Here is a 19,509-nt window from a genome sequence, read left to right as displayed (position 1 = left end):
CCATGTCGACGCCCGTGCCCGCGGACGGCATCACCGCGCTGTTCCTCGCGGCAGTCCTGCGCATCGAGATCGCCAACACCCCGGCCCTGCCGTTCGTGTCACCGCCCGCGGCACGCGACCGCGAAATCGCCCGCGCGCCTTGATCACCCTGTTGAGCTGGCCGAAGTCCAACATCGCGACGGCGGCGCGACTGCTGGCGAGGCTGAAGAACCGGTCCCACCGCTACCCGGGCATGTCGCGAGCCGCGTTCGGCGCGCACGAGCGCGCGACGAAGATCATCGCCACCGAGTACAACCTCGGCGGCAGCCGCACCCCGGTAGCGCCGGCCAATCCCAGCTGGTACGGCGACGAAGCACGGAAGAACATGAACGACCCCGAGATGGCACGGACCTTCCCGAACACGTGAGCCGGCACCCTCGCCGAGGCGGGGGTGCCGGCCGTGTGTGTCAGGTTGATCAGCGTTGCAGGGTGAGCAGGCCCGGGCGGTACGGCAGGAGGCCGTAGTCGCCGCCGGACCTCGGGTCGCGGCCCTGGTAGAGGAACTGCAGGTTGCAGGGGTCGATGGTCTTGGTCTGGTCGGGGTTGGCGCGGATCAGGTCGCCGTGGCTGATGTCGTTGGTCCAGGTCGCGCCGCTGTTCGCCTTGCCCGCGAACGGGTTGCTCTCGGTGGCCGCCTGCGGGGTCCACGAGCCGTTCAGGCTGGTGGCGGTGAACGAGCGGAAGAAGCGGCCGTTGGCGCCCATCGCCTCGACGATCATCAGGTACTGGTTCTGGCCCTGGACCTTGTAGACCTCGACCGCCTCGAACAGGTTGGCCGTCGTGTCGCTCATGATCTGCGTCCACGACGAGCCGAAGCTGCCCGGGAAGTTCCCGATCGGCATGGTCTGGCGGTAGATCTTGCCGTTGTCGCCGGCGAAGAACAGGTACATGTTCGTGCCGTCACCGATCAACGTCTGGTCGATCGGACCCGTGCCCGAGTTCGGGATGCTGGCCGTGGACAGCACCTGCGGCGCGGACCACCCGTTGGGGTTGGTCGGGTCGTTCGACGTCCGGTAGGTGAACGCCGTCCCGCCCCACTGGTAGGCCAGCACCCAGATGTTCTTCGGGGCGAAGTAGAGCAGCGTCGGCGCGACGGTGCCGGAGTTCATGGCCTGCTGCGGCGCCGTGGCCATCTCCGACCAGTTGCTGAAGGTCCCGAAGTTCATCGAGCCCCACGACGTGCCCGTGTCGTGGGTCGTCGCGTACACCAGGTGCTTGCCGTTGTACGGGACGTAGGTGAAGTCCTTCAGCGAGACCCAGCCCTGGCGCGGAGTGGCCAGCGGGCCCGTCGAGGTCCAGCGGTAGGTCGAGGGCAGCGAGCACCCGCCGCCCGGCTGGGTGGTGGTCGTCGTGGTGGGGCCCGTGCCGACGCGGACCAGCTGCCACTGCTGGTTGGCACCGCCCCAGTCGCTGTACTGCACGACGTTGCCGCCGTCGTTGGTCGCCGCGCCCTGCACCTCGACGGCCTTGCCGCTGTTGCGGTTGATCAGCCGCACGTGGCCGCCGTCGGAGTCGGCGAGGCGGAACTGCTGGTTGGTGCCGTTGTGGTCGGACCACTGCACGATGTTCGCGCCGTCGGCGGTGGAGAAGTTGTAGACGTCGAGGACCTTGCCCGACAGCCGCGACTTCAACCGGTAGTAGCCGCCGCCCGAGTCCACGAACTGCCACTGCTGCTGGTTGCCGTCGTTGCGGGTCCACTGGGTGATGCGGGCGCCGTCGTTCGTGGCCAGGTTGTAGACGTCCAACGCCTTGCCGCTGTTGCGGTTGACCAGCACGTACCAGGCGGTCGTGTCGACCGTCGCCGCCGACGCCGGCGCCGCGCTGAAGGCCGCCACCATCCCGCCGAGCAGCACGGCGACGGCGGCGGCGATCCCGGCCGCGCGACGTCCCCGGGCCCGGCGGACGGCGGTGGGCGGGTGATGGCCTGATCCGACCATGGGGGAACTCCTCCTCGTCGAGGTTGGTGCGAACCGCAGAACGGGCGACAAATCACGCCCGATGGCGCATTCTGCAGAGACTGTGGAGGACGATCTCCGCCCGGTCAAGATGCGACGAAAATGTTTCGTACGGGATTCACGGAAGTGCGACGGCGGTCGCACCGTCGATTGCTAAAAATATCGTCGAAATCTTTAGCCCACCGGACGCCGACCGAATCCGCTCGCCGTCAACGCGGCCAGGTAGTCGGCCAGCGCGGTGGGCAGATCGGCGTGCGGGAAGGTCAGGCGGGCGTAGCGGGCGCCGCGTTCGAGCGGGTCGTCGGACGTGGTGGCACCCAGCGGAGCGGCCAGAGCGGCGCGGCCGTGGAACGCCGCCGGGCCTCGACCGGACAACCAGGCCTGGTAGTCCGGGGATTGCACGGACGCGGCCAAGCCCAACTCCTCGGTGCGGGCCAGCACCTCGCCCCGGGGCATGTCCACGACCACCACCTGTGCCAGTGCGTCCGAATTCTCCAAGCGCCATAGGCCGTCCGGGCGGCACACGACCACAATGCCGGGAGTCGGTTCGAGGCCGGACCAGTCGTCGCACACCTCGGCGGGCACGCCCAACCGCGCTCCCAGCACCGCGGCCAGGTCGTCGAAACGACGGGCCGCGCGAATCGAAACGGGGACCGCGCCCGCGTCCGACACGTCGGTCACGGTCGCGTCGCCGGGCACCACCACGACCCGCCGCAGTCCGGTCACGGCTCATCCCCCTGGTCCGAACCCGGCCCGACCGGCACCGGCACGGGACCGCCCTGCCCGGACGGGGTCACCGGCGCGTCGGCGGGCACGACGTGGATGTCGATGTCGAAGCCGTACAGCACCTCGGCGTTCGGATCGACACCGTAGCGGGCGGGTTCGCCGTTGTGCACCTCCGACGCGCGCACCATCCGGCCGCCGACCACTTCGGCGTGGCTGATCCGCCCGCCGCTCTGGATGATCGAGTTCCGCGCGTACTGCACCGAGTGCGTGGACAGGATGGCCTGGTTGCGCGGCGTCCTGCCGGCTTCCAGCGCGGCCAGTTCCATGACCGTCCGCGCGTTGATGATCGTGCTCATGTGAACGGTGCGGGGGCCGCTGAACGACACGCCCGCCTGCTGTTCCAGGATGCGCATCTGCCGCATCGTCATGTACGCCTCCAAGGGCGTGCCACGGCCGGGCAGCATCTCCGGTTCGGTGGCCACCATGCGCAGCGGCTTGGGGATCCGGTCCAGGAACGCGTAGTCCATCGAGAAGGTCCTGTTGGACGTGTTCACCGAACGCCCCATCGTGCCGGTGGAGCCGTCCGGCGCGACGACCTCCGTCTCCACCGTGACGTTGTTGCCCCGCCGGGTGACGGTGTCCACGAACCGCCAACCCGTCGGCGGCCGGGCGGGGTCGATCCCGCTGTAGAGGTTGGGCGCGAGGTCGCCGGAGCGCCCGCCGGGCGGCGGTGTCTCCTCCCCCGGCGGACGCGCGCGGCCGGCGAAGATCCGGTGGAACAGCCAAGCGAGGAACAGGTTGGCCAGCAGACCCCGGTCCCAGCGCTCGCCCGTGGCGACGTTGGTGACGATGCCGATCACGGCGGACAGGGCCATCGTCGCGCCGAGCGCCGCGAGGCCTTCCAGGCCCAGGCCGATGATCACGCCGATGCCGAATGCCATCGCCGCGCCGGCCAGCGTGCCGATGAACGCGTGCCGGATGAGCGCGTCCGGGTCCCACCACGGCCGCCCGTTGCGGATGTTGTCCTCGATGCCGGAGGTGAGCCCGGCCAGGAAGCCCGCGATGACCAGGGAACCGGGCCCCATGAACGGGAACAGCACGAGCGCGACGACCAGCCCGACCCAGAACGACGGGCTCTTCATCATGTTCCACAGGTCGGCCAACTGCTCGGCGAACCAGTCCCCGACCGCCGACAAGACGCTGCGCTGCACCGGGACGTGCGCGGCCACCCGCGCCTCCACCCGGTTGTGCCCTTCGGCGATGCGGTCCCGGCTGCCGGCGACGGCCTCGCGCGCCCGGTCGCCGGTCTCGGTGGTGCGGTCGGCCAACGACCGGTCCACCGCGCCCGCCGCCTCGCCGAACCCGGAGTCCGCCGCCGCGACCACGCCGTCCAGGCCGCGCCCGGTGGCGGCGATCGCCTCGTCGCCCGCCGCCGTCGCCGCCCGCGCGGCGCCTGCCATCGCGCCGGTCGCGGTGGCGCCGACCCGGGCCGCCTCGGCGCCGAAGCGGTCGGCCGCCCCGGCGAACCGGCCGCGCACCTCCGACGCCGCGCCCGCCAACTCCGCCGCGCCCTGCTCCCCCGTCCGCCCCAACTCCGCGGTGACGCCGTCGCCGGCCGCCCGCGCGCCGGTCGCCGCGGTCTCGTGGGACTCGGTGAGCCGCGCCCCGGCCTCGGCGGCGATTTCCGCGCCGGTCTGTTCGTCCAGGTGTGCGGCGGACACGCGTTCGACGGCTTGTGCTTCAGCGCGGGCGCTTTGTTCGGCTGCGCGCACGGCCTGCCGGCGCAACCCGGTCACCGCCGCCGCGCCGGCCGCCGCGACTTGACCCCGCTGCTCGTCGGCCCGTGCGTCCAAGGCCCGGGTGGTGTCGGCCTCGGCGGCGGCGACGTGCGTGCCGGCCTCCGCGCCATGCCTGCGGAGCTGGTCGGCCGTGGTGGCCGCCGCCTGCCCGATCCCGCTGGTCGCGGCCGTGGCCGTGTCGGCGAGCCCGGCGGTGAGCACGCCCGCCTCCGCCTGGAGGGACGCGGCGGTCCGATCGGCCTGGTGACGCACCTCCGCGCCCGCTTCCGCCGCGTGCGTGCGGAGCCCGGTGCGGGCTTCGGCGGCGGACTCGTCGAGTTGCCGTGCGGTGTCGCCGCCGACCCGGGCGGTGACCTCGGCCCTGCCTTCGGCCGCGGCGTCGCCGCCACCGCCGGCGGTGTGGTCGCGCGACTGCGCCGCCGCGCCGGTGAGGTCGCCCGCGGCCTGCCCGGCGGCGGTCTCCCCAGCGGCCACGGCCTGCTGCTCGCGCTCCACGCCCATGTCCCGCACACGGCCCGCACGGGCAGCGACCTCTTCCTGCGCACGGGCCGCGCCGGCCGCGCGCCACGCGGTGACCCGGTCCCGTTCGGCGGCGCTCGCCCCGGCGACGGCCGCGGTCTGCTCACCGACCGCGGCCCCGACCCGCGACCTGGTCTGCGCGGCGTCGGCGGCGACACCGGCCACCTGCTCGGCCCGCGCCTGCTCCACCAACGCCGACTGCTCCCCCACCGTGCCGCTCACCGCCTGGACCGCCTCCCCGGCCGCCGCGACCAATGCGGCCCGACCCGCCTGCGCCGCACCGGTCACCGCCGCCACGACCAGCCGCGCGCCGGGGCTGTCGGGCGCGGCGACCGGGGGCGGGGCGACGGCGTCCAGTTCGGCGCGGGTCTGCGCGACAGCCTCGGCCAGTCGCGCGGCACCTTCCTCCGCGCTCACCGCTCCCGGTTGGGGTGTCAGGCGCTGCGGCGGCGGGGCGGGCTCGATCTCGGGGCCAGGTATGGGTTGCTGGGCCGGTCGCCCCGCGCCGGGCGGGAGATCGGCGGGCCGGGCGGCGGGCGCGGGAGGGCCGGGGCGCTGCGGCGCCGGTGGACGCGCGGGTGCCGGCGGACGCTCAGGCGACGGCGGGCGCTGGGGCGGTGGAGGTCGCTCGGGCGACGCGCTCTCCTCGACCCCCGCTTCGGCGGAAGCGGACTTGCGTTGGAGCGCGGCGGTCACCCGGCGGTTGCCCACCAGGCGCTGCCACCGGTTCACCACGCCCGGACCGGCCACCGCGTCGGTCTCCCGCCGTCGAGCACGGGTGGGCGCGTCGGACTGCCGGTGCGCCGGATCCTCCTGGCTGCGCATCGCTCACCTCGGCACGTCAAGGCGGGAAGGCCGTTGCCGAGCATTACTCGCCCACCACAGCCCGTCCACCGGCGCACGCACGCCCACGAGGGCAGTCCGCACCGCCCTTCAGGGCAAGTCACTTCGAAGCGGCATCGGGTCTGCTGCCTGTCCGCGGTCAACGCCACGACGGAACACACGCTGACCGGGCGAGCGCGCGTGGGTCGAAGGGCCCGTCGAGCTGGGCCTTCCTCCGCCGATCGGCCCGCAGTTCGCCCCGAGTGCGCGGCCGCGACGCGGCTGGCGAGGCCTTGATCGAGGCGGCTGACGCCGAGCGGTGAGGTTGCATCGGAGATGGTGACGTAACACGCCCGGCGGTCGCTTGTGTGGTGGTTCGGCAATCACCACCGGTCGAGGATGCGGGTGGGGTCGAAGGCGGTGAACTCGCCGTAAGGGCGGGGACCCCAGTCGCGCAGTTCGGGGTGGCGGTCGGCGACCTCGGGGCGCAGGATCAGCAGTTCCGGATAGATCGTGACCGGTGTCATCCCGGTGATCACCGCGTCATCGATGTCCATCTCCAGCGAGGTGCCCCACCGGTCGGCGACCAGACCCACCACCGCCGGACCCGTACGGTGCATCTCGTCGATCACCAGTCGGATCACCTTGTCCTGCCCCAACTCATAGCGCGGCCCACCGAACCCGTCGAGACTGAACACCTCCACCACCACCTCGGGCGTCACCCTCCAGACCTGGTATACGAGATCGGTGTTGGCGTCGAACCAGAACTTGAAGCTCACCTCGTCGCGGTCGGCCAAGGCGAGCCATCGCATGAGGACGTCTTCGTCGATCGGCACCAGCGCGTCGCGCTCGTCGTCCCACTCCAGGCTGTGGATCTTCTTCGTGTTCGGATTGGCCAGCATGACCCCGGCCACCGCGAGCGAACTGATCCGCAACGCCGCCCGCACCGGCGACCACCCAGTTTGATAGAGATGCACGAACCCGTCAGCCATCGATCGTCACCGGTCTCGAGTCCTCCTTCGGTTCGAACAGGCCCCTCATTTGAAAAGTTGGAGGTCTTCGCGGCCTAGGATGTGGGCCGCCGCATCTGGGGGTTCCTTCCTTTACGCGCACTTTGGCGACTATCCCGTGTCGGTCAGCGCAGCACTGAACGGTGAGGTACCGGCGTCCGGCGACACTCGGGAGTCACCACCGGTCGAGGATGCGGGTGGGGTCGAAGGCGGTGAACTCGCCGTAAGGGCGGGGACCCCAGTCGCGCAGTTCGGGGTGGCGGTCGGCGACCTCGGGACGCAGGATCAGCAGTTCCGGGTAGATCGTGACCGGTGTCATACCGGTGATCACCGCGTCATCGATGTCCATCTCCAGCGAGGTGCCCCACCGGTCGGCGACCAGACCCACCACCGCCGGACCCGTACGGTGCATCTCGTCGATCACCAGTCGGATCACCTTGTCCTGCCCCAACTCATAGCGCGGCCCACCGAACCCGTCGAGGCTGAACTCCTCCACCACCACCTCTGACGTGACACGTCGCACTCGGTAGCAGAGGTCGGTGTTGGCGTCGAACCAGAAGTTGAAGCTCACCTCGTCGCGGTCGGCCAAGGCGAGCCATCGCATGAGGACGTCTTCGTCGATCGGCACCAACGTGTCACGTTGGTCGTCCCACTCCAGGCTGTGGATCTTCTTCGTGTTCGGATTGGCCAGCATGACCCCGGCCACCGCGAGCGAACTGATCCGCAACGCCGCCCGCACCACCGACCACTCTGTCTGGTAGAGATGAACGAACCCGTCAGCCATGAGCCTTCACCAGATTCCTCTCGCTCGAACCATTCTCTCACTTGAAGACGACCACATTTTCACGACCGACGATCTTGGCCGCCGCGTCGATGAGTTGCTGAGGGCTGCCTTCCGCGAGATACACCTTGGCCGCCACGCCCTTCTGGTCCGCGCACCATTTTAGAATCCCCGTCTTCTTGATGAACGTACCGAGGTCCTTTGCTTTCGCGGGGCCGCCGACGGCGATGTACTCGCCGTGGGGGCCGAGGACGTCGACGTCGGTCTTTCCGACGTTCGGGCGGATGATCTCGTAGTCGTTCTTGCCGGGGCGCCCGGCTACGCGGCCGCCGGTCAGTTCGGCGACGCGGATTTCGCGTGCCACGCCGGTGGCGTTGCCGAGGTTGCCGTTCTTGAGGTCGTCGGCGGCCTTGTCGAGGCCGTCCATGGCCATGGCGAGTCCGTCGAGGACTGCTTTGCTGCCGGCGATGACGGACGCGCCTCCGCCGAAGATGCAGGCCGCCAGCCCGCCGATGGAGCCGACGACGGCTCCGGGTGCGGCTCCGACCCCGGCGGCGGCGGAGCCCGCTGCGGCCCCGACGAGTGCGCCGCCGCCTACGGTGGCGGCGCACAGTTCGAGTCCGCCGGCGATGGTGAGGACGCCGGCCCCGGCCACTGCGAGCCCGCCGCCGATCTGGAGCACGTCCGCCAGCAGTGCCATGAGTTCGCCGGCATGCTCCTGGACGTATTCCAGCGAGCCCGCGGCCATCTGGTTGAGCAGGGTGAGCAGTTGGTCGACCTGGTCGCGGTAGCGTTCCAAGTCTTGGCGCACGTCGTCGGGCAGGCCGTTCTGCTTCAGCGCCTCGTCGAGGGCGTCGCGCAGCGCGTTGACCGAGTTGCGAGTGTTCGCCGCCGCCTGCCTTGTCGCCTCCTGGTCCTGCTTGAGCGCGACGGCGTTGCCGGCGTCGAGTTGGGCTTGCAGGGCGGCGGCGTAGGACTTGCCGGCGGCTTCGGCGTCGGCGTGGGCCTGTTCCGCGGCGGCGCGGGCCTGGCCGGCGGACCACGCGGCATGGCTCGCCGACGCGAAGGCTTGGCCCGCGGAGGCGGACGCGGCGTCGGCGTGGTGTTGGGTGGTGGCCGCCGCCTCGCGGGCGGTCTGGGCGGCGGTGGCCGCCTCGCCCGCCGATCGTGAGGCCTGCTCGGCGGACGACTCTGCCTGCGCGGCGTGCTCGCGGGCTTGTTCGGCCCAGGTGATGGCCTGCGATGCCCACCGGTTCGCCTCGTCGGCGGCGTTGCGGGCGATGGCGGCGGCCTGGGAAGCGGTTGCGGCGTTCTTCCAGGCCGTGGCGGCGGACGAGGCGGCGGCGGCGAGGTAGCCGTGGACGATGTTCTCGTGGTAGGCGGCTTCGAAGTCCCGTTTGGCGGCCTTGTAGCGGCCTTGTTCGAGGAATGCTCGGACGCCTGCCCAAGGACCGGACAGGGCGGCGTTCGCGGCCGCCTTCACCTCGGGGCCGCCGGTGTTGAGGATCAGTTGGGTGGCGATGCGGTCGTCGTCCTGGGCGGCGATGTCGCGGCCGACGGCGAGGAAATCGCGGACGTCGTCGATGCTGCCGTCCAAGGCGGCGTTGGCGGCGTCCTTGGTGGCGGGGCCGCCGGTGTTGAGGATCAGTTGGACGGTGAGGCGGTCGTCGTCGTCCTTGCCTTCGTAGGCGCGGGTCGCGAGGAACTCTTTGACTTGGTCGTGGGTGCCGTTCAGCGCTGCCCTGGCGGCCTCGCGTGCCGCCGGTCGCAGCGACGCGCCGGCGACGATCCGCAGGCCGGCACGATCGTCCTGCTCGATGGCGGCCGCGACACCGGCCTCAACGAAGGCGATCACGTCGGCTGCGTCTCCCGACAGCGCCCGCCGGGCCGCCGTGATCAGGTTCGGACCGCCGGTGCGCCACAAACGCAGGGCGGCCTGCCTCCCCGCGGTGACCGCGGCGTCGGCCGGGGTCCCCGTCGCACGCGCCCGGCCGAGCAGTGCCTGCGTTTCGGGGTCGGGTCGGTAGGCCTGCCCCGCGCGCCAGCGGTGTTCTGCGGCGCCCGTACGCTCGGTCTCGGCGTCCAGTGCGTCCTGCGCGTCCCGGACGGCCTGGCTTTCCCGGGCGGCCAACTGCTCGGCGTCGGCCCGGCGTGCGAGGTCGAACGTCTTCTGAGCCTGGTCGGACGCCGCTTGGGCCTGTGCGGCTGCGTCCCGTGCCCCGGCGGCCGCGGCCTGCGCCCGGTCGGCCGCCGCGTTCGCCTCACCAGCGTGGGCAACCGCCTCTTCGACGGCCTTGGCGGCCTTGGAAGCATGGACGGCGGCGTCGGTTGCCGCTTGCTCAGCGGTCGCCGCGTGATCGGCCGCCTCGTTCGCCAGGTCGGCCGCCGCCCGGGCGGCACGACCGGCTTCGGCGGCGTTGCGCTGGGCCCGGGCTGCGGCGGTTTTAGCCCGACCGGCGGCAGCGCCTGCCGCGGTGGCGTACCCGTCGGCGTCCTCCGCCGCCCGAGCAGCGGCAGCGGCATCGGCGTTGACCGAGGCCAGCGCCTGCGCCGCCACCGCCACCTGACGAGCGACCTCCGCGGCGTGACGCACGGCCGTCGCCGCGTCCTGTGCCGCCTTTGCCGCCTCGGCCGCTGTCGCCGCGGCACCCGTAGCCTGCTCGACCGTGGCCTTGCCCAGGGCTACCGCGGCCGCAGCCCCCTGCGCCGCGGCCGCGGCGTCGCCGGCTTTCGCCGCGGCCCACGCCGCCTGCGCGGCGGCGTTCGCGGCCTCACGGGCAGCCGCCATCGCCGAAGCGATCGCAGTGATCGCAACCTGGGCGGCGTCGGCCGCACGAGCAGCAGCGTCGGCCGCACGAGCTGCCGCCGCCGAGGCCTGAGCAGCGGAGCTCTTCGCCGCCTCAGCCTCACGGGCAGCCGCTTCGGACGCTTGCTTCGCCGCGGCGGCGGCCCCGACCGCACGCACTGCCTCGTCCTTGGCGATCTCGCTCAGCAGCGCCGACCGTGCCGACACGGTCTGAGCGAGGAGGGCCAATTGCGAAACCGCGGTGATCTCGTGGTCGCGTTGCAGGGCGATGGCATGGCCGGTGGCCAAGAACTCCCGCACGTCCTCGATGGGGCCGTCCAACGCCTGGTTGGCGGCGCGTTGGACGGCGGGCCCGCCGGTGTTGAGGATCAACTGGACGGCGATGCGGTCGTCGTCGTCGCGGGCCTGCTGCCAGCCGGTGGACAGGAAGTCCAGCCGGGCTTGGTCGTCGCCGTCCAACGCCGCGTTCGCCTCGTCGCGCACGGTCGGCCCGGTCGCCGCCGACAGCAGCCGTTGCACGCGGATACGCAGGTCGTCACGCCACGGTTGTTCCCACCCCGTGGCCAGAAACCTCCGCACGTCCTCTATGGACCCGTCCAGCGCCGCGTTCGCCGCGTCCTGCGTGGTCGGTCCGCCGTCCGAGAGCAGCCGCTGCACCGCGATCCGGTCGTCGGCCTCCTGCGCCGCCACCAGCCCTTCGGACAGGAACTCCCGAACCTGCTCGTCCGAACCCAACAGCGCCTGCTCCGCTTCCGCGGACACCACCACGCCGCCAGAGGCCACCAGCGCCAACACCCGCGCCCGATCCGACACCGGCCCCAGCTGTTCTGCTCGGCCGGCGGCCGGGCCCGCGATCCCTGCCGCCAACGCCAGCGCCACCACCACGGCGAGCAACCCACGCCAGCGGCCCCGCACGCTCCTACCGGCGCGACCTCGACTCGTCACCGAACACGACCTTTCACACCTGCGACGCCTCGGGACGGTGCCGCGGGCGAACGAACGACAAAGACGAACTCAGAACGACCGGATCCACGCCAGGGTGGGAATTCCGGCGTGTGCCCACGATCGGGATCGGTGTCCTTCAACGCCCCGACCGGCGAACCTTGGCCAAACCCGGCCTACCACAGGCCGCCAACACGATCCGCCCGTCACCGGACACCAACCAGATGTCCCGCCGCCGCAAGATGTCCTCCGCACCCGCACACGCTCGATCACTCGACCAGACCACGACCGGACACCACGCCGACACCGGACGTCACCTGACACGACCATCCGGGTGGAACCGCTCTAAGGTCGCCGGACGAGACCTGCAAGTCATCAGCCAGGTGGCGTAGAAGAACCAAAACGGGGCCGACGTCACACTTACAACGCCACCGCGTCGAGGCCGCGTCACGACAACGACGGCGATCAGCGTCTATGTCGGACAGTCGGTGTCGAGCTGCCCGATCACCGGATCAGCCGGATGGATTGCGCTCGCCGGGATACGTTGCCCGACGACGCTGCCGTCACGAGCGCGCCGCGTCGTAGCCCCGACCTGGAAGGCGACTCTCCGACGACTCGGGTGGCGACCAGTGACGCGAACTAACCGGCGGCCCACATCGATGCGGTGACCGGTGTCATGTCCGGTGTTCGTTTTCCCGGGTCGATCGACGGATGACTTCCACCCCACCTGCCGTGTCCACAGTGGAGCAGCCGTATGCCGTGCGCGAAACTGCCGCACCAGAGGGATGTCGGTTGGTGGTGTCACACGATCCGACCCGCCGAGACCCATGTCACGCCCGCGACGCGGTAGCTCGTCAGATAGCCGATACCACGTCGTGGCTCGATCCGTTGTCATGTGTGGACGGCTAGTGGTGTCCCAAGTGGACTGCTCCGAATCTCTGGTGTGATGATCGAGGGAAGCGGCGTTGATCGGCGGTCGAGGTTGGCGGGATCGGCAAGGAGTCGGACGGTGGTCACCGCTGCTGTGGTGGTCCTGACGAGCCTCGCGGCTCACCGGCAACCGCTTCGGGCCGCGAGGCCACCACCTCCCGCGCGATCGCGGGCCCGGTGCCAGAGCACCGCGGCAGCCGCGAGGCGATCGCCAGTGATGATTTCGTCATCACCGACACCTGCAACGGCCGAGATCACCACGACATCGACCGACGCACGAGCACCCAGGTGTCCGACGACCTGATCGAGCGCGCCTACCTCAACGGCCGACTCTGCGACGCCCCTCCACGGCCACCGACGCGACGGCCGCCCGTACGGCGACTGCACAACCGACGCCCCGAGCCCGGACTTCCTCCGCCTCCGAACGCTCGACATCCTCGGGGCGATCCGATGAACCCTCAGGTGACGGCGACAGCCGACGACGATGCCCCGGTCACGGGGTGACAGCTCGACGCCCTCACGACACAATTCCGCCCGAACCGGCCGCCTGCATACGATCCAACGGGGAACAAGATGATGCCCGACCACAACGCAGTGGACGACCGTCACAACAAACTCGGGTTCGGCCCTGACAACGAAGACACCCCGTTCCGCCGGTGCCGCAAGTACCTCGTGCAGGGCCTGTTCCAGGCGACCCTCGGCATCGTGATCATACTTCTTCGGCTCGGAAGGCTCGACGACCTCCTGCCACCCGAGCCCTCGAGAACCAAGCAACCCACCAGGTCGACCTGGCTGCCGATCACCACACCGACTTTCCCCGACCTACCGGCGCTCCCGCCACCACCCGAAGCCCCACCGTCCCCTGGACCTTGGGCAACAACAACCCGGCCTTGATCGGGTGACCTGTGTGCCCGCAAGCCCACAACGCCATCTCCAGCGCGTCGAGCACCAGCGCGGTGCGCATAGAGGTATCGGCCTCCCGGTCGACGCGGGCCGGATCGGCACGTGGGCGGCACCTGCCGACGTGGCGGTCGTCCGGCCGGGTGGACACGGTTTCGGCAACAAGACCCTGCACCCGACCGCCACCGGCGACCAGGCCCGGGTGAAGCTGTCCAACGCCCCCAATAACGCGCCCGTCACCATCAGCGCCGCGACCGTCGCCGCCCAAATCGGAACCGACTCGGCCACCGACCGCACCCACCTACCTCGCCTCGGGCAACCGTCACCAACGCCGACGGCACCCCCACGTCGTCGTCGGCGTCCGACCAGGTCGTGCACCCGCCACCGGTCGGCCACGGTGAAGGTGGGAAGCGGGTCCGGCGCGGGACCCGCAACAGGAGCTGTGCCCGGTCGGACGTGGTGTCGGCCAGGGCCGCCGCTGTGCCGGCGAAGATGTACAACCAGAGGCCAAGGTGCGCAGGCGCAGCGGCGCGGCGTCCGGATTGCAGCAATGCAGCCTGGCGTGGGAGGTGGCGAACACGGTGGCGAGTCGGTCCTCGCGCCGTGGATGAACCCGGCTGTGGTGGTGTCGGTGACTTGGTCGGCCAGGGCTCCGGGGGAAGGTCCGGTTCGTCGGTGAGCAGCCCGGCGGCGATCAGTAGTGCCAGCGGCCACACCAGGCCCTGGCGGGTGGCGCCCGCCCGATCCGTGCGACCCCGATCGTCCTCGCGATCCTGCCGGCGTAGTGCCCCGGGGATGCTCGCGGTGGTCCCGGGCCATTGCGCGCTGTGCGTGTGCAGCTTGGCCGTGGACCGGCACGGGCGTGGACGCGCTCGACCGGTTCCCCCTCACCTGCCGTCGGGGTTCTGGCGTCGCGACCGCGCCTGACCGCTCCGCTCACCGGCGGTGGCCCGCGCCTCCGGCGGCGACCTCGCACGAGCATGCCTCGACCTTGACGAAAATGGCTCTGCCAATGATCACCGACGGCATTGGCTACACCGGCGACGGGAAACTCCGAATAATGCGGAGATCGACTTATCGGTCGGCATTCATCCGAAGGTCCCAGTTGCGCTGGAAGGAGTCCTCGTGGTCACTCTTTAGTGGGTTTCGCGGCTGCCGGGTTGGGATTTGGCGAAGATGCCCGGACCATGGGTGGTGGTCGGTGGACAGGTGCTCCACCTGACCGGTTCCCGTGCTCGCGGAGGCGATGATGGCGCGGACGACGAGGGCTGCACCCGCAACGTGTCCCCTGCTCGATCAACCGCAGGTGGAACGGCAATGGCTCGAATCGACTTTCGCGGCGATCGACCGTTCCTCGGGAATTGAGGTTTACCGCAGGCCTCCACTGGAAAGGCCCACCCAGCCGTTGTCTCGTTCGGTCGGCCATCCGATGTCGGATCGGAGTCCTCCGGGAGGAAGGTCGCTCGACGTGTCCTCCTTCCCGCCGGTGACGGCGTCGACCCGTGCGAGTGCCGCAAGAACCGCAGGAGATCGCATGCTTCCCGAGTCTTCGCACCGTCGCTCCACGCCCGCCCGGGCGGACGCGGTCGACTCGGACGGTTGGGCCGCCGAGCAACTCCGGGCGTGTGCGACCCAATCGGTGCCGATCGGCTGGTTGAAGCTCGACGGCTCGCCGCGCGCGGGCGGTGAAGACCCGGACCACGTGCGCGCGCTCGCCGACGTCGGCGACCGGACGCCGCCGATCGTGGTGCACGGACCGACCGGCCGGGTGATCGACGGTCTGCACCGGGTGCGGGCAGCGCTGCTCAACGACCAGTCGACCATCACCGCGCATATCTACGAGGGGACTGAGCAGGACGCCTTCGTGCTGGCGGTGAAGCTGAACACCGCGCACGGCCTGCCACTGCCGCGAGCCGACCGCAGGGCTGCGGCCGACCGGATCATGGCGTCGCACCCCGAGTGGTCCAACCGCCTTGTCGCCGGCATGACAGGGCTTGCCGCGACCACCGTCGCCGCCGTGCGAAAGCGTTCGACCGGATTCCACGCGCAGTCGGACACCCGAGTCGGCCTGGACGGTCGGTCGCGTCCCGTCGACAGCACCGCGGGGCGGCTGCGCGCTCAGGAGTTCATCATCAAGCGACCCCACGCCTCCCTGCGCGAGATCGCCCGGGAGGTCGGGATCGCGCCGTCGACCGCGCACGACGTGCGCCGGCGGCTGGCCGCGGGTCTGGACCCGTTGCCCGGGCGGCAGCGCCGCCGCGGCGCGGACGCCGACCCGCCGCCCGCCGGCTCGTGGGCGCCGGAGCCGCGCCCCACCGGCCCCGCCGACATCACCACGGCGCTGACGGCGCTGATGAGGGACCCTTCGATCCGGCTCAGCGACTCCGGGCGGTTCCTGTTGCGGTGGCTGCGCATCAACCAGGCGGGCATGGCCGACCGCGAGCGGATCCTCCAAACCGTGCCGGGCCACTGCGCCGACATCGTGGCCATGCTGGCGCGCAGCTACGCCGGGATGTGGGCCGCCATCGCCGCCCGGCTGGACGAGGACCACCGCCGGTCGTGGACCCCACCCGCTCCCAGACGACACGAGGACGGACCCGATGGACAGCACCGCTGCTCGTGACCTGTTCGCGCCGTTGGACCTGGAGCAGGGCCTGCACCTACTGGACTCGCTGACGTGGTTCCCGGAAGGAGAGGAGGACCGCTGGCCGCACGTCGCCGACTACGTGGCCCGCAACGTCACCCCATCCCCCCGTCCGGACCCGGCCGACTGCCGCTCCGCCGCCGAGCGCGTGGTCGCCGCGGCCGGCGCGCCGGCGCCTGCGGGCGAGCTGCGCGGCCGCTGGTTGGACGTCCCGGACGCCAAGGCGCTCTACCGGATCAAGTACGACCTGATGACGCTGCTCTACCCCGACGACTGGTTCGTCTTCATGAACATGGGCCACCAGCCCGCGCACCGCGCCCGGACCGTCGTCGACCCCGCCGCGCCGGTCGAGCAGATGGTCTGGCGCTACGCGACCCAACTTTACGACCTCGTCGCCGGCATGGTCCGGCTGCGCGCCAAGGACGTCCTCGAAGTCGGCTGCGGCCGAGGCGGAGGGGCGGCGTTCATCGCCCGCCAACACCATCCCCGCACCCTCGTCGGGCTGGACTACTCATCCGACAACGTCGCCTTCTGCGCTCGGGTGCACCGATCGGCCGGGCTCGAGTTCCGGCAGGGCGACGCGGAGGACCTCCCGTTCCCGGACGGCGGTTTCGACGCGGTGGTCAACATCGAATCCGCGCACTGCTACCCGCACGTGGACCGGTTCTTCGCCGAGGCCCGCCGAGTGCTGCGACCGGGCGGGCACTTGCTGTTCGCCGACGAGTGGTGGGCCGTGGACAAGGACGGGCTGCTCTCGAAGGTGGCCGCCGCGGGCCTGCGCGTGCTGGACGAGGAGGACATCACCGAAGGCGTGATCAGGGCACTCGAGGAGCTTCCGTCCTATGTGGAGAAACTGCTTGAAGGCCTGCCGGACGGGGCGAAGAAGCGGGCGTATTCCCGGTTCTTCCACGAGCGGGTGTGCCGCGAGTCCGCACACTCCTACCTGTCCGGCCGGTTCGTCTTCCTTCGTCTGCTGGCTGTTCGCGACGACTGACACCAACCCGCGAAAACCGTCATAACATAGGAGGTTCCATGTCCGGAGAGCTGGAGGGGAGCGGCCCGGAGCAGCCCGAGCAGGCCGCCAACGAGACCGAGCCCGACCAAGCCGAACAGAGCCGGCAAGAGTACTTCGAACAGCTGGCCGCAGTGCAGAACAGCATCCGCGAAGGCGTCATCACCCCTTGGTGAGGCGCGTGCCGCGCGAAAGGATCGACCATGTCGACCACCCTCGACGCCCCTCCGGAGCTGGCCCCGGAACGACTGCGGCACTACCGCGACGACGGTTTCCTCGGTCCGCTCACCCTCATGAGCCCGGCCGAGGCCGCCGCGCTGCGCCCACAGCTGGACCGGGTGCTGGCCACGCCCGGCCCGGCACCCGCGCCCACGGTCGAGCAGGCGCGGGGCAGGCTGTCCACCCTGGTCGCCCAGCGTGACGGGAGCAGCCCCGTGCCGTTCATCGAGTGCCGCCACCTCGACTCGCCCGTGGTGCACCGCCTGTGCACCCACCCGCGCCTGCTCGCGGTGGCGCGCGCCCTCTACGGCGAGGACCTGTTGCTGTGGCGGTCCACCTTCATCGCCAAGGCGGTCGGGGGCCCGGAGTTCTCCTGGCACCAGGACTGGGGCGGTGTGTACGCCGCCGGGGAGGGTTACGGCCTGGAGCCGCCGCTGCTGTTCACCTTCTGGATCGCCCTGTCCGAGGTCACCGAGGACAACGGGTGCCTGCGGTTCGTGCCGGGCGTGCGGGAGGTGCTCCCAGCCCGGCCGGCGAGCCCGGGTGCCCGAGCGACACCGCTGGTCGACCAGGGGCAGGTCGACACCACCGCGGTGCGGACGATGCCGTTGCGGCCCGGGCAGTTCGTCGTGTTCACCGACCGCGCCCTGCACGCGTCCGGCCCCAATGTCTCCGGCGTGGAGCGCTTGGGCCTGGCCGTCCGCTACACCCTCCCCGCGGTGCGCGTGCGCGGCCATTTCCCGGGTCACGCGTGCGTCCTCGCGTCGGGCGTGGACACGGTCGGTTTGAACGCGCTCGCCGACCCGCCCGCCTGACGAGGGCGCGGGGCCGGCATGGGACACGACATCCACCACCGGCGCGCCGGCACCGGGCTGGTGCTGGCCCGGGACGACGTGGCCGCCGCCGGTGCCGACTACGCCGACCGGCTGTCGCGTCCGTTCGCCACTATCGGCGATAGCTGCGACCGGCCCCTCGCCGCGGCGGCCGTCGCGGACGCCCGCGGCTCGGTCCTGGTGATGCTGCCCGAGAAGGAGTTCGACTTCGCCACGGCCAACCAACTGATGCGTGACAGCGTCGCGCTGCGGCTCCCGGTCGGCGTCGTGCCGCTGCCCGCGGACCCGGACGCCGCCACCGAGACCGTCGCGCGGGTTGTGACGCGGTGGCGGGCACCCGAACCGGCCGGTTCCCGCTTGGCGCTCTACTGCGACTTCCAAGACGCCGCGCCGGCGCAGTGCCCCTGGGCGTTCGGCTGGAAGGACTCCGACGCCTTCCTCGACCGGCTGCGGTCCGGTGTGCAGGCTGCGGTCCTGCACAGCCACGGCAACGGCGCGGACTTCCGCGTCGGCAAGCACGTCCTCTGCGTCCAGGCCGGCACACTGCGCCCCCCGACCGGTCGACGCGGCGGACGCTTCCTGCCGTGCCAGGGCGGCGGTGACTGCCGTCTCGACCACCACACCGAATTCGTCGCCTTCCACGGTGCGAACGCCGTTCGCGCGCGGCTGGTGGTCATGCTGTCGTGTTCGGCCTACCAGCCGTACGACGGGCTGTTGGAGCCGCAGTTCCAGTTCGCCCACGCGATGGTGTCGGCGGGCGGGCACACCGCCGGGCTGGTCGCGTCCACCCGGATCAACCGGCAGCCGCCGCAGCTGGGGCTGGCGGTGGCGCGGCTGCTCGACGCCGGCGCGTCACTCGGCGAGATCGCCATGCGGATCAACCTGCTGTCCCCGCAGTCGCCGTCGTACCTGTGCGTCGGCGATCCGGACCTGAGTCTGGTCGGGCCGTGACCCCGGCCCGGACCGCGCAGATGTGGATGGTGCGCGCCGCGGTCGCCGCCGGCGACTACCCGGCTCGGCCTGCCGAGGCCCTGGTCGCGCGACTGGCCGACGACCCGACCGGGGACGCCGACCGCGCGCTCGGCCGGTTCCTGGCCGCCGTCCTGTGCCTGCGCGGCCCGGACGTGCACGGCTACCTCGCCGGGCGCTTGGGGTACAGCCCCGAACGTCCGGTGCCCCAGCGGCACCACTGCGGCCGGCACTTGCTGGTCGTCCGGATGGAGCCGCACGAACTGCCCGCCGCCGCGCGCGACTTCTACGTGTGCGAACGGTGCGGTCCCGCGGTCACCACCCCGGCGGACGTCCCGGCGCCCGAGGTCGCGCTGGAGGGACCGGGCACGGCGCGGATCACGTTGCGGTGTCCGACGCCCGCCGCCGGCTGGGTGGCCGCGGGGATGCAGCCGATCGGCCGCCACCCCGAGCCCCACGACCCGCCTCGCCGGGTTCCCGCCGGCACCACCGAACTCACGCTGCGGCTGCCCGAGCGCAAGGCGCTGGGCCTGCGCCGCTTCGCCGTCGCGCTGGTGTGCGCCGGCGACTTCGTGGTCGTCCAGTTCCCGTTGGAAGGATGAG

General features: G+C 71.4%; 14 protein-coding genes. 8 read left to right on the top strand and 6 right to left on the bottom strand.

Features of this window, described 5'->3' with window-relative positions; translation table 11 throughout:
- Nucleotides 1-2: 2 nt before the first annotated feature.
- Both AB0A74_RS00670 and AB0A74_RS00665 read left to right on the top strand, forming a co-directional pair.
- Nucleotides 3-143, top strand: coding sequence for a hypothetical protein (locus tag AB0A74_RS00670; protein WP_358246764.1), 141 nt, complete (start codon nt 3-5; stop codon nt 141-143).
- 8 nt (nt 144-151) lie between these two features.
- The gene (locus AB0A74_RS00665; RefSeq protein ID WP_358246763.1) at nt 152-406 is read left to right on the top strand and encodes a hypothetical protein; all 255 of its coding nucleotides are present in this window, start codon (nt 152-154) and stop codon (nt 404-406) included.
- 49 nt (nt 407-455) lie between these two features.
- Here AB0A74_RS00665 and AB0A74_RS00660 read toward each other — a convergent pair whose 3' ends face one another.
- From AB0A74_RS00660 to AB0A74_RS00635, 6 genes are all read right to left on the bottom strand, one after another.
- On the bottom strand, nt 456-1,976 hold the full coding sequence (locus tag AB0A74_RS00660; protein ID WP_358246762.1) for a non-reducing end alpha-L-arabinofuranosidase family hydrolase: 1,521 nt from the start codon (nt 1,974-1,976) through the stop codon (nt 456-458).
- 192 nt (nt 1,977-2,168) lie between these two features.
- A complete protein-coding gene (locus tag AB0A74_RS00655; protein WP_358246761.1) occupies nt 2,169-2,720 on the bottom strand; it encodes a hypothetical protein in 552 nt (183 codons plus the stop codon).
- Entirely contained in the window at nt 2,717-5,455 is a 2,739-nt protein-coding gene (locus AB0A74_RS00650; protein ID WP_358246760.1) for a hypothetical protein, read from the bottom strand. Before AB0A74_RS00650 ends, AB0A74_RS00655 begins: the two co-directional genes overlap by 4 nt.
- A gap of 788 nt (nt 5,456-6,243) precedes the next feature.
- The gene (locus tag AB0A74_RS00645) at nt 6,244-6,852 is read right to left on the bottom strand and encodes a hypothetical protein (protein WP_358246759.1); all 609 of its coding nucleotides are present in this window, start codon (nt 6,850-6,852) and stop codon (nt 6,244-6,246) included.
- Nucleotides 6,853-7,045: 193 nt separating this feature from the next.
- On the bottom strand, nt 7,046-7,654 hold the full coding sequence (locus AB0A74_RS00640; protein ID WP_358246758.1) for a hypothetical protein: 609 nt from the start codon (nt 7,652-7,654) through the stop codon (nt 7,046-7,048).
- Nucleotides 7,655-7,691: 37 nt separating this feature from the next.
- The gene (locus tag AB0A74_RS00635; protein ID WP_358246757.1) at nt 7,692-11,342 is read right to left on the bottom strand and encodes an ALF repeat-containing protein; all 3,651 of its coding nucleotides are present in this window, start codon (nt 11,340-11,342) and stop codon (nt 7,692-7,694) included.
- Between the two features lie 3,421 nt (nt 11,343-14,763).
- On the opposite strand from AB0A74_RS00635, the gene AB0A74_RS00630 reads away from it, so the two are divergent.
- Genes AB0A74_RS00630 through AB0A74_RS00605 form a run of 6 tightly spaced genes read left to right on the top strand, consistent with a single transcriptional unit; the run spans nt 14,764 to nt 19,508 of the window.
- Complete coding sequence (locus AB0A74_RS00630) at nt 14,764-15,852, top strand: streptomycin biosynthesis protein (protein WP_358246756.1); 1,089 nt, start codon at nt 14,764-14,766, stop codon at nt 15,850-15,852.
- The gene (locus AB0A74_RS00625) at nt 15,830-16,867 is read left to right on the top strand and encodes a class I SAM-dependent methyltransferase (RefSeq protein WP_358246755.1); all 1,038 of its coding nucleotides are present in this window, start codon (nt 15,830-15,832) and stop codon (nt 16,865-16,867) included. The genes AB0A74_RS00630 and AB0A74_RS00625 overlap by 23 nt, the downstream gene beginning before the upstream one ends.
- A 38-nt stretch (nt 16,868-16,905) precedes the next feature.
- Nucleotides 16,906-17,061, top strand: coding sequence for a hypothetical protein (locus AB0A74_RS00620; protein ID WP_358246754.1), 156 nt, complete (start codon nt 16,906-16,908; stop codon nt 17,059-17,061).
- A gap of 27 nt (nt 17,062-17,088) precedes the next feature.
- Nucleotides 17,089-17,919, top strand: a complete 831-nt coding sequence (locus AB0A74_RS00615; protein WP_358246753.1) for a phytanoyl-CoA dioxygenase family protein — start codon at nt 17,089-17,091, stop codon at nt 17,917-17,919.
- A gap of 18 nt (nt 17,920-17,937) precedes the next feature.
- Nucleotides 17,938-18,888 carry a hypothetical protein gene (locus AB0A74_RS00610; protein WP_358246752.1) on the top strand — a complete coding sequence of 317 codons (951 nt, stop codon included), beginning with the start codon at nt 17,938-17,940 and terminating at the stop codon, nt 18,886-18,888.
- Nucleotides 18,885-19,508 carry a hypothetical protein gene (locus AB0A74_RS00605; protein ID WP_358246751.1) on the top strand — a complete coding sequence of 208 codons (624 nt, stop codon included), beginning with the start codon at nt 18,885-18,887 and terminating at the stop codon, nt 19,506-19,508. The genes AB0A74_RS00610 and AB0A74_RS00605 overlap by 4 nt, the downstream gene beginning before the upstream one ends.
- Nucleotide 19,509 lies beyond the last annotated feature (1 nt).

It is taken from the genome of Saccharothrix sp. NPDC042600 (assembly GCF_040647305.1).
Lineage (GTDB): Bacteria > Actinomycetota > Actinomycetes > Mycobacteriales > Pseudonocardiaceae > Actinosynnema > Actinosynnema mutabilis.
This window is presented reverse-complemented; position numbering and strand designations above follow the sequence as displayed.

Bases quoted from the DNA above. Each gene is read 5' to 3' on its own strand.
- AB0A74_RS00640 (WP_358246758.1), bottom strand. From the start codon at position 7,654: ATGGCTGACGGGTTCGTTCATCTCTACCAGACAGAGTGGTCGGTGGTG.
- AB0A74_RS00625 (WP_358246755.1), top strand. From the start codon at position 15,830: ATGGACAGCACCGCTGCTCGTGACCTGTTCGCGCCGTTGGACCTGGAG.
- AB0A74_RS00660 (WP_358246762.1), bottom strand. From the start codon at position 1,976: ATGGTCGGATCAGGCCATCACCCGCCCACCGCCGTCCGCCGGGCCCGG.
- AB0A74_RS00620 (WP_358246754.1), top strand. From the start codon at position 16,906: ATGTCCGGAGAGCTGGAGGGGAGCGGCCCGGAGCAGCCCGAGCAGGCC.
- AB0A74_RS00610 (WP_358246752.1), top strand. From the start codon at position 17,938: ATGGGACACGACATCCACCACCGGCGCGCCGGCACCGGGCTGGTGCTG.
- AB0A74_RS00645 (WP_358246759.1), bottom strand. From the start codon at position 6,852: ATGGCTGACGGGTTCGTGCATCTCTATCAAACTGGGTGGTCGCCGGTG.
- AB0A74_RS00670 (WP_358246764.1), top strand. From the start codon at position 3: ATGTCGACGCCCGTGCCCGCGGACGGCATCACCGCGCTGTTCCTCGCG.
- AB0A74_RS00630 (WP_358246756.1), top strand. From the start codon at position 14,764: ATGCTTCCCGAGTCTTCGCACCGTCGCTCCACGCCCGCCCGGGCGGAC.
- AB0A74_RS00615 (WP_358246753.1), top strand. From the start codon at position 17,089: ATGTCGACCACCCTCGACGCCCCTCCGGAGCTGGCCCCGGAACGACTG.